The sequence below is a fragment of the Pandoraea sp. 64-18 genome (assembly GCF_001899225.1).
GTDB lineage: Bacteria > Pseudomonadota > Gammaproteobacteria > Burkholderiales > Burkholderiaceae > Pandoraea > Pandoraea cepalis.
In genome coordinates, this window is the sequence record NZ_MKVU01000017.1 from 42,509 (window position 1) to 61,427 (window position 18,919).

Genomic DNA, 18,919 nt, shown 5'->3' on the forward strand with positions numbered 1-18,919 from the left:
CTACAAGGGGCTGCTGCTGTGCGACCAGGTCGGCCGCTACTACCGCGACCTGGCCGATCCGCGCACCGTCTCGGCGCTCGCCCTCGTTCACCAGCGTTTCTCGACGAACACGTTCCCGGCATGGGAGCTGGCGCACCCGTACCGAATGGTCGCGCACAACGGTGAAATCAACACCGTCAAGGGCAACGTCAACTGGATCAACGCCCGCACGGGCGCGATCTCGTCGGCCGTGCTCGGCGACGATCTGCAGAAGCTGTGGCCGCTGATCTACCCGGGCCAGTCGGACACCGCATCGTTCGACAACTGCCTCGAAATGCTCACGATGGCCGGCTATCCGCTCGCCCACGCCGTGATGATGATGATCCCGGAAGCCTGGGAGCAGCACACACTGATGGACGACAACCGCCGCGCGTTCTACGAATATCACGCCGCGATGATGGAGCCGTGGGACGGCCCCGCCGCCATCGCCTTCACCGACGGTCGTCAGATCGGCGCGACGCTCGACCGTAACGGTCTGCGTCCGGCGCGCTTCGTGATTACCGACGACGACATGGTCATCCTGGCCTCGGAATCGGGCGTGCTGCCGATTCCCGAGTCGAAGATCGTCAAGAAGTGGCGCCTGCAGCCGGGCAAGATGTTCCTGATCGACATGGAGCAGGGCCGCATCATCGACGACAAGGAACTCAAGGACAACCTCGCCAACGCGAAGCCGTACAAGAGCTGGATCGACGCCGTGCGCATCAAGCTCGACGAGATCGAGCCGAAGGTCGAAGAGGCCGGTGTGCATCACGATTCGGCCACGCCGCTGCTCGATTTGCAGCAGGCCTTCGGCTACACGCAGGAAGAAGTGAAGCTGCTGATGACGCCGATGGCGATCAACGGCGAAGAAGCCGTGGGCTCGATGGGCAACGACAGCCCGCTCGCGGTCATGAGCAACAAGAACAAGACGCTCTATCATTACTTCCGCCAGTTGTTCGCCCAGGTGACGAACCCGCCGATCGATCCGATCCGCGAGAACATGGTGATGTCGCTGGTGTCGTTCATCGGCCCGAAGCCGAACCTGCTCGACACGAACAACATCAACCCGCCGATGCGTCTCGAAGTGTCGCAGCCGGTGCTGGACTTCAAGGAAATCGCGAAGATCCGTCACATCGACAAGTACACCGGGGGCAAATTCCGCTCGTACGAGCTGAACATCTGCTATCCGGTCGCGTGGGGCAAGGAAGGCATTGAAGCGCGCCTCGCGTCGCTGTGCGCCGAAGCCATCGACGCGGTGAAGTCGGGCTACAACATCCTCATCGTGTCGGACCGCCTGACGAATCGCGAACAAGTCGCCATCCCGGCGCTGCTCGCGACCTCGGCCGTGCACCAGCATCTGGTCGCGCAAGGTCTGCGCACGAGCACCGGCCTCGTGGTCGAAACCGGTTCGGCGCGCGAAGTGCACCACTTCGCATTGCTCGCGGGCTACGGCGCGGAAGCCGTTCACCCGTACCTCGCGATGGAGACGCTCGCACAGATCGCCCGCAAGCAGGGTGGCGACCTCACGCCCGAGAAGGCGGTCAAGCACTTCGTCAAGGCGGTCGGCAAGGGCCTGCACAAGGTCATGTCGAAGATGGGCATCTCGACGTACATGTCGTACACCGGCGCGCAAATCTTCGAAGCCATCGGCTTGTCGCAGGAACTGGTCAAGAAGTACTTCCAGGGCACGGCGTCGAACGTCGGCGGTATCGGCATTTTCGAAGTGGCCGAGGAAGCGGTGCGTCTGCATCGCGACGCCTTCAGCGACAACCCGGTGCTCGCAAACATGCTCGACGCCGGTGGCGAGTACGCGTTCCGCATTCGTGGCGAAGACCATATGTGGACGCCGGATGCCATCGCCAAGCTCCAGCACTCGACCCGTTCGAACTCGTACCAGACGTACAAGGAATACGCGAACCTCATCAACGACCAGAGCAAGCGTCACATGACGTTGCGCGGTCTGTTCGAGTTCCGCGTCGATCCGCAGCGCGCGATTCCGCTCGATCAGGTTGAATCGGCCAAGGACATCGTGAAGCGTTTCGCCACCGGTGCCATGTCGCTCGGCTCGATCTCGACCGAAGCGCACGCCACGCTGGCCGTTGCCATGAACCGTATCGGCGGCAAGTCGAACACGGGCGAAGGCGGCGAAGATGCGCGCCGTTATCGCAACGAGCTGAAGGGAATTCCGATCAAGAAGGGCGAATCGCTCGCATCGATCGTGGGGCACGACGTCATCGAGGCCGATATCGAACTTCAGGATGGCGATTCGCTGCGCTCGAAGATCAAGCAGGTGGCCTCGGGCCGCTTTGGCGTGACGGCTGACTATCTGGTCTCGGCCGATCAGATCCAGATCAAGATGGCGCAGGGCGCCAAGCCGGGCGAAGGCGGTCAGCTGCCGGGTCACAAGGTGACCGAATACATCGGCAAGCTGCGTTACTCGGTGCCGGGCGTCGGCCTGATTTCGCCGCCCCCGCACCACGACATCTACTCGATCGAAGATCTGGCGCAGCTCATCCACGATCTGAAGAACGTGAATGCCTCGTCGTCGATTTCGGTGAAGCTCGTGTCCGAGGTGGGCGTGGGGACGGTCGCCGCCGGTGTCGCGAAGGCCAAGGCCGATCACGTGGTGATCGCCGGTCACGACGGTGGCACGGGCGCTTCGCCCCTGTCGTCGGTGAAGTACGCCGGCACGCCGTGGGAGCTGGGCCTGGCCGAGACGCAACAGACGCTGGTGCTCAATCGCTTGCGCGGTCGTATCCGTGTGCAAGCCGACGGTCAGATGAAGACCGGTCGCGACGTGGTGATCGGCGCACTGCTGGGTGCCGACGAATTCGGCTTCGCGACGGCGCCGCTCGTCGTCGAGGGCTGCATCATGATGCGCAAGTGCCACCTGAACACCTGCCCGGTGGGCGTGGCGACGCAAGACCCGGTGTTGCGCAAGAAATTCCAGGGCAAGCCGGAGCACGTGGTCAATTACTTCTTCTTCGTGGCCGAAGAAGTGCGCGAAATCATGGCGCAACTGGGCATCTCGAAGTTCGACGATCTGATCGGCCGCGCTGACCTGCTCAACACCCGCGCGGGCGTGGAGCACTGGAAGGCGAAGGGCCTGGACTTCGCGCGCATCTTCCATCTGCCGGAAATGGAAGCGGACGTACCGCGTCTGCATGTCGAAACGCAAGATCACGGTCTGGCCGCCGCACTCGATCACGCGCTCATCGAAAAGGCGCTGCCGGCGCTCGAGAAGGGCGAGCATGTCTCGTTCATTCAGCCGGTGCGCAACCGTAACCGTACGGTCGGCGCAATGCTTTCGGGCGAAGTGGCCAGGCGTTACGGCCATGACGGTCTGCCGGACGACACGATCCACGTGCAGCTCAAGGGCACGGCCGGCCAGAGCTTCGGGGCGTTCCTCGCACGCGGCATCACGCTCGATCTGGTAGGCGACGGCAACGACTATGTGGGTAAGGGCCTGTCGGGCGGGCGCATCATCGTGCGTCCGACCAACGACTTCCGCGGCAACGCCGAAGACAACATCATCGTGGGCAACACCGTGATGATTGGCGCCATCGAAGGCGAAGCCTTCTTCAATGGCGTGGCCGGCGAACGCTTCTGCGTGCGGAACTCGGGCGCCACCGCCGTGGTGGAAGGCTCAGGCGATCACGGTTGCGAATACATGACCGGCGGTACGGTGGTCGTGTTGGGCGAGACCGGGCGTAACTTCGCGGCGGGGATGTCGGGCGGTGTGGCCTACGTGTACGACGCTGACGGCACGTTCGCCGCCAAGTGCAACACCGCGATGGTCGCTCTCGACCCGGTGCTGCCGCACGGCGAGCAGGAGCGCACGGTGAGCCAGGGATTGTGGCATCGCGGCCAGACCGACGAGGCGCAACTGCGCGAGCTGATCGAGCGTCACTTCCAGTTCACGGGCTCGACACGCGCCAAGGCGCTGCTCGAAGACTGGGACGGCGCGCGCCGCAAGTTCGTGAAGGTGTTCCCGAGCGAATACAAGCGGGCCCTCGGCGATATGGCCAAGGCCAACGAAAAACAAGCACTGGCGGCCTGAAGCCGCTAGCGCGGCGGCGCCACGGGGTGAGGGCCCCGATGGCGTGCCGCGCGCGGGTGAGGCACGGTAACCACAAAACTTTCCGACTGAAGAAACATGGGCAAGGTCACAGGTTTTCTCGAATTCGAGCGCCAGGGCGAGTCTTACGAAGCACCGCTGGCACGCGTAAAGCATTACAAGGAGTTCGTGCTCGCGCTCTCCGACGAGCAGGCAAAGGTGCAGGGCGCGCGCTGCATGGACTGCGGCATTCCGTTCTGCACCAACGGTTGCCCGGTCAACAACATCATTCCCGACTTCAACGACCTGGTGTATCGCCAGGACTGGAAGTCGGCCATCGCGGTACTGCACTCGACGAACAACTTCCCCGAGTTCACGGGCCGTATCTGCCCGGCGCCGTGTGAAGCCGCCTGTACGCTGAACATCAACAGCGACGCGGTGGGCATCAAGTCGATCGAACACGCGATCATCGACAAGGCGTGGAGCGAAGGTTGGGTCGAGCCGCAGCCCGCGAAGCACAAGACCGGCAAGACGGTCGCCGTCGTCGGCTCGGGCCCGGCGGGCATGGCCGTGGCGCAGCAACTTGCGCGCGCCGGTCACGACGTCACCGTGTTCGAAAAGAACGACCGTGTGGGCGGACTGCTGCGCTACGGCATTCCCGACTTCAAACTGGAGAAGTGGCTGATCGATCGCCGCATGCGCCAGATGGAAGCCGAGGGCGTGACGTTCCGCACGGGTGTCTACGTCGGCAAGGACGCGCCGGAAGCCCACGTCAACAACTTCTCCAAAGAGACGATCTCGCCGGAGCAGTTGCAGGCGCAATTCGACGCCGTGGTGATCGCGGGCGGTGCAGAACAGCCGCGCGATCTGCCGGTGCCGGGGCGCGAGCTGGAAGGCATCCATTACGCGATGGAATTCCTGCCCCAGCAGAACAAGGTCAATGCGGGCGACAAGCTGGCCAACCAGTTGTTGGCCACGGGCAAGCAGGTGATCGTGATCGGGGGCGGTGATACCGGTTCCGACTGCGTGGGCACGTCGAACCGTCACGGCGCAAAGAGCGTGACGCAGTTCGAACTGCTGCCGCAGCCGCCCGAGCAGGAAAACAAGCCGATGGTGTGGCCGTACTGGCCGACCAAGCTGCGTACATCGTCGAGCCACGAAGAGGGTTGCGAGCGTGACTGGTCGGTGGCAACGAAGCGCTTCGAAGGCAAAAACGGCAAGGTCGAGAAGCTGATTGCCGTGCGTCTCGAATGGAAGGACGGCAAAATGCAGGAAGTGCCGGGCTCGGAATTCGAACTCAAGGCCGACCTGGTGCTGCTCGCGATGGGCTTCGTGTCGCCGTTGCAGACCGTGCTCGACGCGTTCGGCGTGGACAAGGACGCGCGCGGCAACGTGCGTGCCTCGACCGAAGGCGAGCGCGCCTACACGACGAACCTGCCGAAGGTGTTCGCGGCCGGTGACGTGCGTCGCGGTCAGTCGCTGGTGGTGTGGGCGATTCGCGAAGGCCGTCAGTGCGCCCGTGCGGTGGACGAGTTCCTGATGGGCTACTCGGAACTGCCGCGCTGAGCGCGTGAAAGAGTAATGCCTGCCAAAACCACAAATACGGGGTTGAGAGGAGGGGCGCGGAGGTAGGTCTCTGCGTTGCCGTGAAGAAACCGTCCGGGCGACAACGTCCGGGCGGTTTTTTCTTGCCCGATCGCTTTGCGTGTCTTTGTTTGCACGGTATTCGGGCGACCGGAACATGCACAAGATCGATAAATATAAGATGTCATATGACATGGCCGATCTTGCGTCATCGGCCTTCAGGGAAACACCCCTGGTATAGGTGGACGCCAATGAATATAAGGCTTGTCGCGTCGATGCAAGGCATCGAGTGAAATACTAGGGATTCTCCGTAAACCGACCAATTGGCCATTGTCATCGTACATCGTCTGACGTAGGATGCCTCTCCATGCGACCCCCACGTTTTCGATGAGCGTCGGGCGCGCCGACGCGGCGCCGGGTTTGTTGTGGCAAGGCGTCGTCGCATGCACTGCGATCTACCGACGAACAAGGACTGATATGAGCCAGACATCCGGCAAACCCTTCCGCCGTCTGCTGCTGACCGGCGCAGCGGGCAATCTTGGCAAACAACTGCGCGGCAAGCTCGCCGAGTGGGCGGATATCGTGCGCGTGAGCGACATCGTGCCGCTCACGGCTGATGCGCCGCACGAAGAAGCCATGCAGGTCGACCTCGCGGATCGCGCCGCCGTGCACGCGCTGCTCGAAGGCGTCGACGCGCTGGTGCATCTGGGCGGCATCTCCGTCGAGGCGCCGTTCGACGACATCATGCAAGCCAATATTCTCGGCATGTACAACGTCTATAGCGCAGCGCAGAAGCAGGGGGTGAAGCGCATCGTCTACGCCAGCTCGAATCATGCGGTGGGTTTCCATCCCGTGACGGAAGTGCTAGATGTCGACGCGCCGCACCGTCCGGACAGCATGTACGGTATCTCGAAATGTTTCGGTGAAGACCTGTCCCGCTACTACTTCGATCGCTTCGGTCTGGAGACCGTGTGCCTGCGCATCGGCTCGTCGTTCGAGCAGCCCAAGAATCCGCGCATGATGGTGACATACCTGAGCTATCGCGATTTCGTCGAACTCGTGCGCTGCTCGTTGTTCACGAATCGCGTGGGCCATGCCATCGTCTACGGCGTGTCGAACAACCCGACGCTGTGGGTCAACAATACGAAGGCCGCGTTTCTTGGCTTCCGTGCGCAAGACAGCTCGGCGCAATTCGCCGGCCTGTTTCCGGCGCAGGCGCCCGATCCGCGCATGGACGATGTGACGCAGCGCTACCAAGGCGGACCGTTCGTGCTGCTGGGGCCGATGGAACCCAAGGCATGAAGGTGTCGATCGAACGGCTCGAACCGTCGCGACAGACGCCTCACGCCGTTGGCGAGAGCCCGTTGTGGCGTGCCGACGAGCAGGCGCTCTACTGGGTGGACATCCCCGCGAAGCAACTGCATCGCGTAACGCCCGCCGACGGCGATCATCGTCAATGGACATTCCCCGAGCAGATCGCGTGCTTTACCTTCGACGCCTCGGGCATGCTGCTGGCGGGCTGCGAGACCGGGCTGTTCGCGGTGCGCCTGGGGCCGCCGGGCACGCTTGCGGCGTCTGATTGGCAGCGACTGGCCGCGCCGGTGTTCCCGTTGCCGGGCATGCGCTTCAACGACGGACGCTGCGATCGGCAGGGCCGCTTCTGGGCGGGCACGATGGTGCAGGATATGTCGCTCGCGAGCGACGCAGGCGTGCTCTTCTGTTTCGACACGCACGGCCGTCTGTCGGCGCCGCTCGTCGAGGGCCTGGTGACGCAGAACGGTTTGGGCTTCTCGCCGGACAGCCGCACGATGTACCTGAGCGATTCGCATCCGACGCGCCGCCGCGTGTGGGCGTTCGACTTCGATGCCGAGTGCGGTGCGATCAGCGGGCAGCGGCTGTTCGTCGACATGAATGACTATCCGGGCCGTCCGGACGGCGCGGCCGTCGATGCCGACGGCGCTTACTGGACGTGCGCCAACGACGGTAGCCGCTTGCTTCGCTTCACGCCCGCAGGCGTGCTGGACCGCGAGATCGTGCTGCCGGTGTCGAAGCCGTCGATGTGCGCGTTCGGCGGGCGCGACTTCGACACGTTGTTTGTTACGTCGATTCGTCCGGCAACCGGCGCGACCGAACACGACGGCCATGTGTTGGCAGTGCGTTGCGGCGCGCAGGGATTGCCGGAGGTGCCTTACGCCGGCTAGGCCGCGTCGACCACCCGTGGCGGCGCGACGTCGCCCGCGGCATGCAGCGTCATGGTGTGTTGATGGAAGCGGCCGAGCGTTTCCCTATGGGCCACGCTGACCATCGTGGTGCCCGGTAGGCGCGCATGCAGCGCTTCATACACCGCCTCCTCGGTTTCTACGTCGAGCGCACTGGTCGCTTCGTCGAGGAACAGATAATCCGGCTTTTGCAGCAAGGCGCGCGCGGTGGCGAGCCGTTGTTGCTCGCCGCCGGACAAGCGGCGGGCCCAGTGAGCGACGGTCAGTAACTCGTCACGATACTGCTCGAGGTTGACGGCGCTGAGCACGTCTCGGCATTCGTCGTCGGTAAAAGTATCGGCATGCGAAGGAAAGGCCAGGGCCGCCTTCAGTGTGTCGATCGGCAAATAGCTTTGTTGTGACAGGAACAGCACGCGGGCGTCGGCGGGAACTTCGATGCGTCCGCTGCCGAACGGCCACAGGCCGGCGAACGCGCGCAGCATGGTGCTCTTGCCGCAGCCCGAGCGGCCACGGATGAGCCATCGCGAGCCAGGCGCAAAGGCAAACGACCCGGCGACCGCGAGCGGTGCACCGTCGGGTAGCGCCAGGCGAAGATCGGTGGCCGTGAAGGCTGCCGAGGGCGAATGGGCGGTCGTCACGAGCGCAATGCCACCGGTGCTCGGTGCTTGCGGCGGTGCGTCGATTACGCGGGTGAATTCGCGCAGCCGGTTGATCGTCGCTTTCCAGTCGGCCAACGTCGAGAAGCTGTTCACGAACCACGAAAAACCGTCGCTCACTTGCCCGAACGCACCGATGATCTGCATGAGCACGCCGAGCGTGAACGCGCCGGCGAAGTAGCGCGGTGCGGCCGCCATGATCGGGAACACGATGGCGATCTGCCCGTAGATCGAATTCGCGAAGATCAGCCGTTTCGTCACGACCATGATCTGCCACCAGTTGTCGCGCACGGCCCCGAAGGCCGACGTCAGGCGCGACAATTCAGCGCCTTCGCCGCGATAGAGCGCGACCTGCTCCGCCGACTCGCGCAGACGCACCAGCAGAAAGCGGAAATCCGCTTCCACCTGCTGCTGACGGTAGCTCAGCCCCACGAGTGGCCGACCGACCTTGAAGATGAAGAACGATCCCACCAGGGCGTAGAGCGCCGCGACCCAGACCATGTAGCCGGGAATCGTCACGTTCATGCCGCCCAGCACAAATGACACGGCGCCTGAGATCGTCCAGAGAATGGTGATGAACGAAAACAGCGAGACCAGCGTCGTGAGCAAATCGAGCGACAGCGCCAGCGATGCGCTGATCAGCGTGCGGATGTCTTCCGAAATACGTTGGTCCGGGTTGTCCGCCAGATGGTCGCGCTCGATGCGGTAATAGGCTTGATGCGAGAACCACTTCGACAGGTTGGCATCGGTGACCCACTGCCGCCAGCGAATTTCGAGCATCTGGCGGAAGTAGGTGCGGAACGTCGCAATGACGATGAAGCTGAATGCGAGTACCGCGAATTCGATCAGCGACGACTTGAAGATGGGCCAATCGCGCTTGTCGAGCGCGTCATAGAAGCCGGCGTTCCACGCATTCAGTCGTACGTTGATAAACACGACGGCAAGATTGAGCGCCACGACGAGTGCGAGCAACCGACGGCCCTCCCAGCGCTTCTCCGAGGCCCAGTAGGGCCGGATCAACTGCCACGCAGTGGGGTGCTTCGGTGGCTTGGGGGCAGGGACGGCCGGGTTGCCGGCGGGCGGCGCCTCGGGAGGCGGGGAAGACATCGGCGTGTGGGCCATGATCGTCTGGCGGGGTTGCCGCGGAAATGCAACGTGTTATTAGGGTCGACGGCCCATTTGACCGCAGTTCCGGCGGGTGCGTTGCACAATTTCCGGATTGGGGGCGCTTGTCACGTCGGTTTTCAGTTTACGTGGGGTTACACGGCCCGGGGGATTCGTCAAAAAACGAGACGCATCGCGCGTGCAATCGCCCGATGCCCCGGCTTGCACGGGCATCGGCATCTATGTTGTAATGGCTGCGGGCGAAACAGGGGTGCTCCGTGTCGAACGCAGGGTTGACCATGCGTAACCATACGACGCGGGGCTGAGAGAGACCCTTTGCACCCGACCCGGGTAATACCGGCGTGGGAAGTTTCCGACTACTCCAGTGGGGTAAGGTGTTCAACACCGTTTCGTCCTTTTGCTTTCATGAGGAAAGGACCCCATGCGCTGCCTTCCGCAGATTCCTGCGCTTATCCCTGCGGTTTTCGCCGCAACGACTTCCGAGATTCCGCTCGCGAGTCATCCTTTGCCTGCTTTCGAGTGCCTGCGCGCCGTCCCGGCTTGCGCGGCAGAACGCGTATGAGCGCTTCCACTTCGCGTCCCGACGTCGCCGTGCTCGGCGGCGGCCTGTCCGGGCGTCTGCTGGCGTGGCAACTGATTCGTGCCGGCGCACGCGTGGCGCTCTACGAGCGTGGCGATGCCGACGGGGCGTCGGCTGCCGGCTGGGTGGCAGCGGCCATGCTCGCGCCCTTGGCCGAAGCGGCCGTGGCCGAGCCGAGCATCGTCGAGATGGGCGCCGTCGGCCTGGAACGTTGGCCGGCATTGATCGACGGCCTGCCCGAACACGTCTTCTTCCAACGCAACGGCACGCTGGTCGTGTGGCACCAGCCCGATCGCGCCGAGGCGGTGATGTTCGACCGACGCATGCGCGCCAATGCCCCACCGGCCTTGCTGCGTGACGGTGTGCGACGCGTGTCGGGCGCGCAATTGGCCGAGGTCGAGCCGGCGCTGGCCGGACGGTTTCAGGAAGGCTGGTGGCTGCCGAACGAGGGCCAGCTCGACAACCGGCAACTGTTGCGCGCGCTGGCGGCAGGTCTTGCTAAGGCGGGGGCGGCGCTGCATTGGCATACCGAGATCGCCGAGGGCGCGTATCCGGACGCCGGTCTGGTCGTCGATTGCCGCGGGCTGGGCGCGCGTGCCGCGCTCACGCAATTGCGCGGTGTGCGGGGTGAGGTGGTGCGAATTCACGCGCCGGGCATTGGGCTGCGCCGGCCGGTGCGGTTGCTGCATCCGCGCTATCCGATCTATATCGCGCCCAAGGAAAACGATCTGTATGTGATCGGCGCGACCGAACTCGAGTCGGAAGATATGTCGCCGATGACCGTGCGCTCCGCGCTCGAACTGCTCTCGGCGGCCCATTCGCTGAACCCGGCGTTCGGCGAGGCGCGCATTGTCGAGCTGAATGTCAACTGCCGTCCGGCATTGCCCGACCATCTGCCGCGGGTGCAGTGGGACGGTGCGCGGGTGCTGCGCGTGAACGGTTTGTACCGGCACGGTTATTTGCTCGCGCCGGCGGTCACGGGAGAGGCGTGCGCGCTGGCGCAGGCATTGATGCAAGCGACGAGCGCGCGAGTGGGCCTTGGGCACGCGTTCGACTGGGAGATGTGGCGAGCCAGCCGGCCGTGGCCGGACCTGTTCCGTCGGGCATGAGAGGGGAGGGACACCATGGATATTCATATCAATCAACAGACACTGAGCGTGGCCGAGGCGGCGACGCTGGCCGAGGCGCTCGCCGCCTACGGCGCCAAGCCGCCGTTCGCCGCGGCGATCAACGGGCAGTTCGTGCCCAAGACACAATATGCCGCCCGCGCGCTCGCGCATGGCGACAAAATCGATGTAGTGCAACCGGTGGCCGGAGGCTGACATGAACGCATTCACCGAATCGGCCAACGTGGCCGCAGGCAGCGTGCGCGATGCGCTCACGCTGTATGACACGCGCTTCGGCAGTCGCTTCCTGCTCGGCACGGCGCGCTACCCGTCGCTGCAGGCGCTCAATGATTCCATCGACGCCGCCCGCCCGGGCATGGTGACGGTGGCGTTGCGCCGACAACTCTCGGGCACCGGGGCGCAGGCGTCGGAAGGCCATTTCTGGGAAACGCTGCGCCGCCTCGCGGTGCCGGTGCTGCCCAATACAGCCGGTTGCCACTCGGTGCAGGAAGCGGTGACGACGGCGCAAATGGCGCGCGAAGTCTTCGAGACCGACTGGATCAAGCTCGAACTGATTGGCGACGACTACACGCTCCAGCCCGACCCGTTCGGTCTGGTGACGGCCGCCGAACAACTGATTCGCGACGGCTTCAAGGTGCTGCCGTATTGCACGGAAGACCTGGTGCTGTGCCGTCGCTTGCTCGACGTGGGCTGTCAGGCGCTGATGCCCTGGGGTGCGCCGATCGGCACTGGCAAGGGCGTGATCAATCCGTACGGCCTGCGACTGCTGCGCGACCGTCTGCCGGATACGCCGCTTATCGTCGATGCCGGGCTCGGTCTGCCGTCGCACGCGTGTCAGGTGATGGAGTGGGGCTTCGACGGCGTGTTGCTCAACACGGCCGTGGCGCTTGCCGCCCAGCCGGTGGAGATGGCCGGCGCGTTCGCCGCCGCGATCAAGGCGGGCCGCGCGGCGTGGCTCGCCGGACCGATGGCCGAGCGCGAGAGCGCCGAAGCCAGCACGCCGGTCGTCGGGGTGCCGTTCTGGCATCAGTCGGGCGCGTGATCCCCGAGGAGACGCGCTTGAATTCCACCGCAACCTCGCACCGCCTGACCCACCGGGAAGCTTCATGACGACGCATAGCGGCGGCGCCACCCTGTCTCACGTGCAATGCCTGCCGGCTAACGCACCCCTCGCCACAGCATGGCAACAGGCCGCCGCCGGCATCCGCGCGCGCCTCGCGCCGTGGCCGGACGACCCCGCTACGCCAAGTTGGCGTGTGCACGCGCAGACGCCGGACCGCGCGGGGGCTGGGGACGTGGTCTGGTGGCCGCTCTCGCCGCAGGGCGCTCCCGGAACCGAAGCCACCGTGCAGATCGACGCATGGCGGGCGGCGCACGCCGTTGTCCTTTGCTCGCGGGCGCTGGCGGCGGGACAGGTGGAAGACACCTTGTACACGCACGACACCGTTTATCGCGTTGCGGGCGCGGACGATCCGGCCTTCTTCCCCGCGTTCGCTGCGTTCCTCGACTGCGGATTCGCCCCACACGACGCGCTCGTGCTCGCGCGCGCATGGCGCACCGACGGCAGCCACGCGCGCGCGGCCGATGCCGACACGCTCGGGGCATGGCCGACGGTGCTCGAAACCTTCCCGGTCGTGCTCGGCCAAGTGCCGTCACCCGGCCGGTTCCCGGCCTGCCCGTCACGCCTCGGTCTGTATCCGGTGCTGCCAGATGCCGGTGCTTGCGAGCGCATGGCCGATCTTCAGGTCGGCACCGTGCAGTTGCGGATCAAGGATCCCGCGGATCCGACGCTGCGCTCTGAGATCGAACGGACGGTGGCGGCCGGGCGGCGCGTGATGCACGACAGTGCCTGGTTCATCAACGACCATTGGCGCGAAGCCGCGCAAGCGGGTGCCTACGGCGTGCACCTCGGACAGGAAGATATGGCGGCACTTTCCGCCGACGAGGTCGCGGCGCTGTTTGCGACCGGCATGCGCCTGGGCATCAGCACGCACGGCTATTACGAGATGCTGGCGGCGCATCACTTCCGGCCCAGCTATCTGGCCGTGGGCGCCGTGTTTCCGACAACCACCAAAGTGATCGCGACCGCCCCGCAGGGACTCGCGAAGTTGGCGCGGTACGTGAAGCTCATCGCGCCGCACTATCCGCTTGTCGCCATTGGCGGCATCGATGCGGACAACCTCGGGCAAGTGCTCGACACCGGGGTGACCAGCGCGGCCGTGGTGCGAGCCGTCACGCAGGCCGTCGATGTGGCGGCGGCGGTGAAGGGAATGCAGCAGGCGTTCGCGCAACGCGCGTGATGTTTGCCGCGCGCAGCCCGTTATAGCGTGCGCGTCATGAACATGGCGCCGTCGCCGTATCCGGCCAACTTCGCGGCCAACTTCGCGGCCATCTGCGGCGAGGCATCGCTCGTTGCGGCATAACCGAAGCGCGCCCAGAACCCCTGCGATTGCTGCACCGCCACGAGGGCCGACGCGCGCAATCCTGACGACCGTGCCACCGCCAGAGCCGCCGCGTAGAGTTGGCAAGCCACGCCCGCGCCGCGCGTGCGAGGGAGCAGCGCCATGTCGTGCACGTACCAGCAGTCGGCCGCGTCAGGCAGGGCCTTGAGGATGGTGTCCAGTGGCGGCGGGGCGGCCATGCGCCACGGGTGTGTCAGTAGATAGCCGACCACGGACGTATCCGTTGGGCCTGTTCCCTCCGCAACCCAACACGTTGACGGCGACAGCGCATGACGTGAGGCCAATGTCGCTTCCGACTCACGCATCGGACCGACATACGCTGCTGCCTGTACCGTCAGGACTTGGGGAATATCGCAGGATTGCATCGGACGAATCCGAAATTCGATCGTCTCCGTATCTTGCGGCAGAAGGGGATGGAAAGGCGTTTGGGGGGCGCGGGGCATCGGGGTCAACGATTTATTGCGTGAAACGGCGTATTGTAGCAACGGCGCAACACCCGACACCCCCGAGGTCTCGATAAGTCCTTGCTGGCGTTACGTTTTTTGTTCGTTGTGCCGGTCGGCGCGCGACAAGGCGAATGGACGCCGGCCCTGTAGAATGCCGCGGGGCAGCGCCAATCCTCGATTTCGTCCATCGCCGTTGGGCGGCATCAATCGGCATTCCCCCCTATAATTGGCGTTTTGCGCCGCACTATAAGACCCGAAACGTGCCTATCCCGAATCCGGAAAATTTGCTCGAATTGCGCGACGTCAGCTTTGGTTATGGCGAACGATTGGTGCTTTCCGGGTTGAATATGCGGTTCCCCCGCGGCAAAGTCGTTGGGGTGATGGGGGGGTCCGGCTGCGGCAAGACGACCGTGCTGCGCCTGATCGGCGGGCTCGTCCATGCCAGCCGCGGCACCGTCGAATTCGACGGTGCCGATGTCGCATCGCTCGACCACGCTGGCTGGTACCGCTTGCGGCGTCGCATGGGCATGTTGTTCCAGTTCGGTGCGCTCTTTACCGACATGACGGTGTTCGACAACGTGGCGTTTCCGCTGCGCGAACACACCCGGCTCGACGATGCGCTCATTCGCGACCTCGTGCTGATGAAGCTCAACGCCGTGGGCCTGCGCGGCGCACGCGACATGAAGCCGGCCGAGATTTCGGGCGGCATGGCGCGACGTGTGGCACTGGCACGCACGATGGCGCTGGACCCGGACCTCATCATGTACGACGAGCCGTTCACTGGGCTCGACCCGATCTCGTTGGGTATCACCGCGAATCTGATCCGCAAGCTCAACGACGCGCTGGGCGCCACGTCCATTATTGTTTCGCATGATGTGACGGAGACCTTTGCCATCGCCGACTACATCTATTTCATTAGCGAAGGGCGCATCGGTGCCGAGGGGACGCCGGAGGCGCTGCGAGCCTCGAATGACCCGACGGTGCGCCAGTTCATCGATGCGCAACCGGACGGGCCCGTAAAATTTCAGTATCCCGCGCCGTCGCTTGCGGACGATTTTGGGATGGGAGCGCGTGCATGATCACGACCCTCGGTAGTTTTGTTCGCGGTCACGTAGAGCGCCTGGGGTACGGTGCGCGAATGTTTTGGCGCGTGCTCGCGTCGAGCGGGGCGATGCTGCGCCGGCCGCGTCTGGTGACCGACCAGATTCATTTCGTCGGCAACTATTCGTTCGTCATTATTGCGGTCTCGGGCCTGTTCGTCGGCTTCGTGCTGGGCCTGCAAGGCTATTACACGCTTAACCGGTACGGCTCGGAACAGGCGCTGGGTCTGCTTGTGGCGCTGTCGCTGGTGCGTGAGTTGGGGCCGGTGGTCACCGCACTGCTGTTCGCGGGACGCGCTGGAACCTCGCTCACCGCCGAAATCGGTTTGATGAAGGCGGGGGAGCAATTGACCGCCATGGAGATGATGGCGATCGATCCGATCGCGCGCGTGGTGGCCCCCCGCTTCTGGGCAGGCGTGATCGCCATGCCGATTCTCGCGGCCATCTTCTCGGCGGTGGGTGTGTTTGGCGGTTACCTGGTCGGCGTGAAGTTGATCGGCGTGGACCCCGGCGCGTTCTGGTCGCAGATGCAAGGCGGCGTAGACGTGTGGTCGGACGTCGCCAACGGCGTCATCAAAAGCGTAGTGTTCGGGATTGCCGTCACCTTTATCGCCCTGTACCAGGGATTCGAGGCGCAGCCGACGCCAGAGGGCGTGTCGCGTGCGACCACCCGTACGGTGGTGCAGGCGTCCCTCGCGGTACTCGGTCTCGACTTCCTGCTCACGGCCCTCATGTTCAGCTAACGGGCCTGCGTGCCCGCCAAGACATAGATAGATTGCGCACACTGACACAATGAAAAAACACCCCCTCGACTTCTGGGTTGGCCTGTTCGTCGTTCTCGGCTTCGCAGCGCTGCTGTTCCTCGCGCTCAAGGTGGGCAACATGAGTTCGCTGTCGTTCTCGAGTTCGTATCCGGTGACGGTGCGCTTCGACAACATCGGCGGCCTCAAGCCGCGGGCGCCTGTCAAGAGCGCGGGCGTCGTGGTCGGACGCGTGGCGTCGATCAACTTCGACGACAAGCGGTACGTGGCCGACGTGACGCTCAACATCGATTCGCAATATCACTTCCCGAAGGACTCGTCGGCGAAGATCCTGACGTCGGGGCTGCTCGGCGAGCAATACATCGGGCTCGAGGCGGGCGGCGACGATCAAATGCTCAAGGCCGGTGATACGATCACGCTCACGCAATCCGCAATCGTGCTGGAAAATCTGATCGGCCAGTTCCTGTACAACAAGGCGGCAGATGCCGGGGGCGCCCAACCGGGCGGGGCATCGACCGCACCGGCATCGACCGCACCCGCTGCTTTGCCGGCGTCAGGGGCGGCCACGGCAACCCAAGGAAAATAAAAAAGATGACCCGCTTCCGTACTTCGGCAGTGCTGGCCGCCGGCGCGATGGCGCTGGCAGGGTGCGCGACTGTCACGAATCCGAGTCCCGCCGACCCCATCGAAGGGTTCAACCGTTCGATGTACACGTTCAATGACACGCTCGACAAGACGGTCATGACGCCCGTGGCCAAGGGCTACCGCTTCGCCGTGCCGCAACCGGCGCGCGACATGGTCACGAACTTCTTCTCGAACGTGGGCGATGTGTACAACTTCGCCAACAACCTGCTGCAACTGGAAGTCACGGCTGCCGTGCAGGATCTGATGCGCCTGACGATCAACACCTTCCTCGGTGTGGGCGGTCTGGTCGACTTCGCCACGCCGGCCGGCTTGCCCAAGCACAGCCAGGACTTCGGTGTGACGCTCGGCAAGTGGGGCCTGCCCGACGGCCCGTACCTCGTGCTGCCGGTGCTCGGCCCGAGCACGGTGCGCGACAGCGTCGGCATGGCTGGCAACATGTTCATCGACCCGACGTCGTATATCAATCCGACTTGGGTCAGCTACTCGATCTTCGGCGTTCGCATCGTGAATACGCGAGCGAACCTGCTCGACGCATCGAACCTTCTCGAAGCCGCCGCCCTCGATCCATACTCGTTCACGCGCGATGCTTATCTCGCACGACGCAAGTATTTGATCAATGGCGGGGCCGCGGGCAACGCGGCGTTGCCGAATTACGAAGAGGAAGACGGCGCCGGCGGCACGAACGCGCAGCCGATGCCTGCCTCAGGCGTTCAAGCCGAACCTGCCTCGGGCGTGAAAGCCGAACCGGACGCGCCGCAAGGTTCGCCCGTACCGGGCAAGATCGTGCCGGGCGGATTGCCGTTCCGCCGGTGATCGGCGCGAGTCGCCTGCCGCCAGGCATCGATGCCTCCTGATGACAGGGCGCCCCGCCTTACGGGGCGCCGTTGGCAGGCCTGTCGGGCAACAGTTTGTTACACGACACTGCCGGTATTTCGCGAACTCCAGACACAACACGGGTATCCAATCCCGCAACACCTGTCACTCGAAAGAGGAAGTCCACAATGAAGAAGTTTTGGCTCATTCCCGTCATGGCTTTGATGACGTACACCGCCGCCGGCGCCGCCGTGGCCCAGGCGCAAGCGCCTGACGTTCTGGTCAAGCAGACCGTGAACGAAGTGATGGCCGCCGCCAAGTCCGATCCGAACATCCAGAAGGGTGATCTGAACAGCATCACCAAGCTGGTCGAGCAGAAGATCTTGCCGCACGCCGACTTCGCGAAGACGACGCAGTTGGCGACTGGCGCCGCATGGCGCACCGCTACGCCGCAGCAACGGCAGCAACTGACCGAGCAGTTCAAGACGCTGCTGCTGCGTACGTACGCGGGCGCCATCGCGCAGATTCGCGACCAGCAGGTCAACTACAAGCCGTTCCGTGGTCAGCCGGGCGACACCGACGCCGTGGTCTATACCGATGTCCTCAACAACGGTCAGCAGATCGAGCTCGACTATCGTCTGTACAAGTCGGCCAGCGGCGAATGGAAACTGTATGACCTGAACGTGCTGGGCGCCTGGCTCATCCAGACGTACCGCAATCAGTTTGCCGAGCAGGTGAACAAGTCGGGCGTCGACGGTCTGATTCAGTTCCTGACCCAGCGCAACCAGCAACTGGCCGGCGGCAAGTAAGCGCATGCTCGCGTTGCAGACCGATCTCACGCACGACACCGCCGGCGACGTCCTCGCGCAGGCCATCGATCGCATCGACGCGGGCGAGACCCAGATCGATTGCGCCGGGCTGAAGCAGTTCGATTCGTCGGCGCTCGCCGTGTTGCTGGCCCTGCGCCGCCACGCGGTTCGGCGTGGTGCGACGTTGGCGTTCACTAACCTGCCAGCGGGGCTGGCCAGCCTTGCGCTGGTGTACGGCGTCGACCAGTTGCTCTCGATCTGATTCGCCTGGCCGGATCGCCGTCCCGCAGGAAAGCGCCGTCTCGCAACGGCGCTTTTTTTATGGGCAATGCGGTGATGCCGGCCGAGCGCGACGCATACCCGGCCCGAAGGGCCTTGCGGGCGTCGCGCCCGTGATCGACGTTTCCCTTGGGGGGGCACTGGACAGGGCGTGAGCACGGCCGCCACCGGCTTCCTTTATAATCAGGGGTTTTCTGCCGACTTTTGGGCAGTTACCCTCATCCGGGCACCCACGCCG

The 18,919-nt window shown here is 64.3% G+C and carries 16 protein-coding genes and 1 riboswitch; of the genes, 14 read left to right on the forward strand and 2 right to left on the reverse strand.

The window, feature by feature from the left end; genetic code table 11:
• The 4 genes from BGP02_RS14860 to BGP02_RS14875 all read left to right on the forward strand — a co-directional run.
• Window positions 1–4,078: glutamate synthase-related protein (locus tag BGP02_RS14860; protein WP_286798788.1), on the forward strand; the 4,078-nt coding region annotated here is incomplete at its 5' end.
• A gap of 96 nt (window positions 4,079–4,174) precedes the next feature.
• The gene (locus BGP02_RS14865) at window positions 4,175–5,641 is read left to right on the forward strand and encodes a glutamate synthase subunit beta (protein ID WP_268566988.1); all 1,467 of its coding nucleotides are present in this window, start codon (window positions 4,175–4,177) and stop codon (window positions 5,639–5,641) included.
• A 495-nt stretch (window positions 5,642–6,136) separates the two neighbouring features.
• On the forward strand, window positions 6,137–6,961 hold the full coding sequence (locus BGP02_RS14870) for an NAD-dependent epimerase/dehydratase family protein (RefSeq protein WP_017235759.1): 825 nt from the start codon (window positions 6,137–6,139) through the stop codon (window positions 6,959–6,961).
• Entirely contained in the window at window positions 6,958–7,860 is a 903-nt protein-coding gene (locus BGP02_RS14875) for an SMP-30/gluconolactonase/LRE family protein (protein ID WP_261939638.1), read from the forward strand. Before BGP02_RS14870 ends, BGP02_RS14875 begins: the two co-directional genes overlap by 4 nt.
• On the opposite strand, the gene BGP02_RS14880 is transcribed toward BGP02_RS14875, so the two are convergent.
• Window positions 7,857–9,641, reverse strand: coding sequence for an ABC transporter ATP-binding protein/permease (locus BGP02_RS14880; protein ID WP_286798789.1), 1,785 nt, complete (start codon window positions 9,639–9,641; stop codon window positions 7,857–7,859). The two genes, BGP02_RS14875 and BGP02_RS14880, sit on opposite strands and share 4 nt — an antisense overlap.
• A 254-nt stretch (window positions 9,642–9,895) precedes the next feature.
• A riboswitch (TPP riboswitch) is annotated at window positions 9,896–10,024 on the forward strand.
• A 193-nt stretch (window positions 10,025–10,217) separates the two neighbouring features.
• Here BGP02_RS14880 and BGP02_RS14885 point away from each other — a divergent pair.
• From BGP02_RS14885 to BGP02_RS14900, 4 genes are all read left to right on the forward strand, one after another.
• Window positions 10,218–11,348: an FAD-dependent oxidoreductase gene (locus tag BGP02_RS14885; RefSeq protein WP_286798790.1), complete on the forward strand. Its 1,131-nt coding sequence runs from the start codon at window positions 10,218–10,220 to the stop codon at window positions 11,346–11,348.
• 15 nt (window positions 11,349–11,363) lie between these two features.
• A complete protein-coding gene (gene thiS / locus BGP02_RS14890; RefSeq protein WP_017235755.1) occupies window positions 11,364–11,561 on the forward strand; it encodes a sulfur carrier protein ThiS in 198 nt (65 codons plus the stop codon).
• Between the two features lies 1 nt (window position 11,562).
• Window positions 11,563–12,408, forward strand: coding sequence for a thiazole synthase (locus BGP02_RS14895; protein WP_150563307.1), 846 nt, complete (start codon window positions 11,563–11,565; stop codon window positions 12,406–12,408).
• Between the two features lie 64 nt (window positions 12,409–12,472).
• Window positions 12,473–13,666 (forward strand): thiamine phosphate synthase, encoded by a 1,194-nt coding sequence (locus tag BGP02_RS14900; protein WP_261939640.1) that lies wholly within the window; start codon window positions 12,473–12,475, stop codon window positions 13,664–13,666.
• A gap of 20 nt (window positions 13,667–13,686) precedes the next feature.
• Here the strand turns inward: BGP02_RS14900 and BGP02_RS14905 are convergent, their stop codons facing one another.
• Complete coding sequence (locus tag BGP02_RS14905; RefSeq protein WP_315973476.1) at window positions 13,687–14,271, reverse strand: GNAT family N-acetyltransferase; 585 nt, start codon at window positions 14,269–14,271, stop codon at window positions 13,687–13,689.
• A gap of 269 nt (window positions 14,272–14,540) precedes the next feature.
• On the opposite strand from BGP02_RS14905, the gene BGP02_RS14910 reads away from it, so the two are divergent.
• The 6 genes from BGP02_RS14910 to BGP02_RS14935 all read left to right on the forward strand — a co-directional run bounded on the left by BGP02_RS14910 (window position 14,541) and on the right by BGP02_RS14935 (window position 18,664).
• Window positions 14,541–15,353 carry an ABC transporter ATP-binding protein gene (locus BGP02_RS14910; RefSeq protein ID WP_502688484.1) on the forward strand — a complete coding sequence of 271 codons (813 nt, stop codon included), beginning with the start codon at window positions 14,541–14,543 and terminating at the stop codon, window positions 15,351–15,353.
• A complete protein-coding gene (gene mlaE, locus BGP02_RS14915; RefSeq protein WP_017231779.1) occupies window positions 15,350–16,117 on the forward strand; it encodes a lipid asymmetry maintenance ABC transporter permease subunit MlaE in 768 nt (255 codons plus the stop codon). The genes BGP02_RS14910 and mlaE overlap by 4 nt, the downstream gene beginning before the upstream one ends.
• Before the next feature lie 49 nt (window positions 16,118–16,166).
• On the forward strand, window positions 16,167–16,721 hold the full coding sequence (mlaD, locus tag BGP02_RS14920) for an outer membrane lipid asymmetry maintenance protein MlaD (protein ID WP_017231780.1): 555 nt from the start codon (window positions 16,167–16,169) through the stop codon (window positions 16,719–16,721).
• Window positions 16,722–16,726: 5 nt separating this feature from the next.
• Entirely contained in the window at window positions 16,727–17,593 is an 867-nt protein-coding gene (locus BGP02_RS14925; RefSeq protein ID WP_017231781.1) for an MlaA family lipoprotein, read from the forward strand.
• Between the two features lie 188 nt (window positions 17,594–17,781).
• A complete protein-coding gene (locus BGP02_RS14930) occupies window positions 17,782–18,402 on the forward strand; it encodes an MlaC/ttg2D family ABC transporter substrate-binding protein (protein WP_017231782.1) in 621 nt (206 codons plus the stop codon).
• A gap of 4 nt (window positions 18,403–18,406) precedes the next feature.
• The gene (locus BGP02_RS14935; RefSeq protein WP_017231783.1) at window positions 18,407–18,664 is read left to right on the forward strand and encodes an STAS domain-containing protein; all 258 of its coding nucleotides are present in this window, start codon (window positions 18,407–18,409) and stop codon (window positions 18,662–18,664) included.
• The last annotated feature ends 255 nt before the right edge of the window (window positions 18,665–18,919 follow it).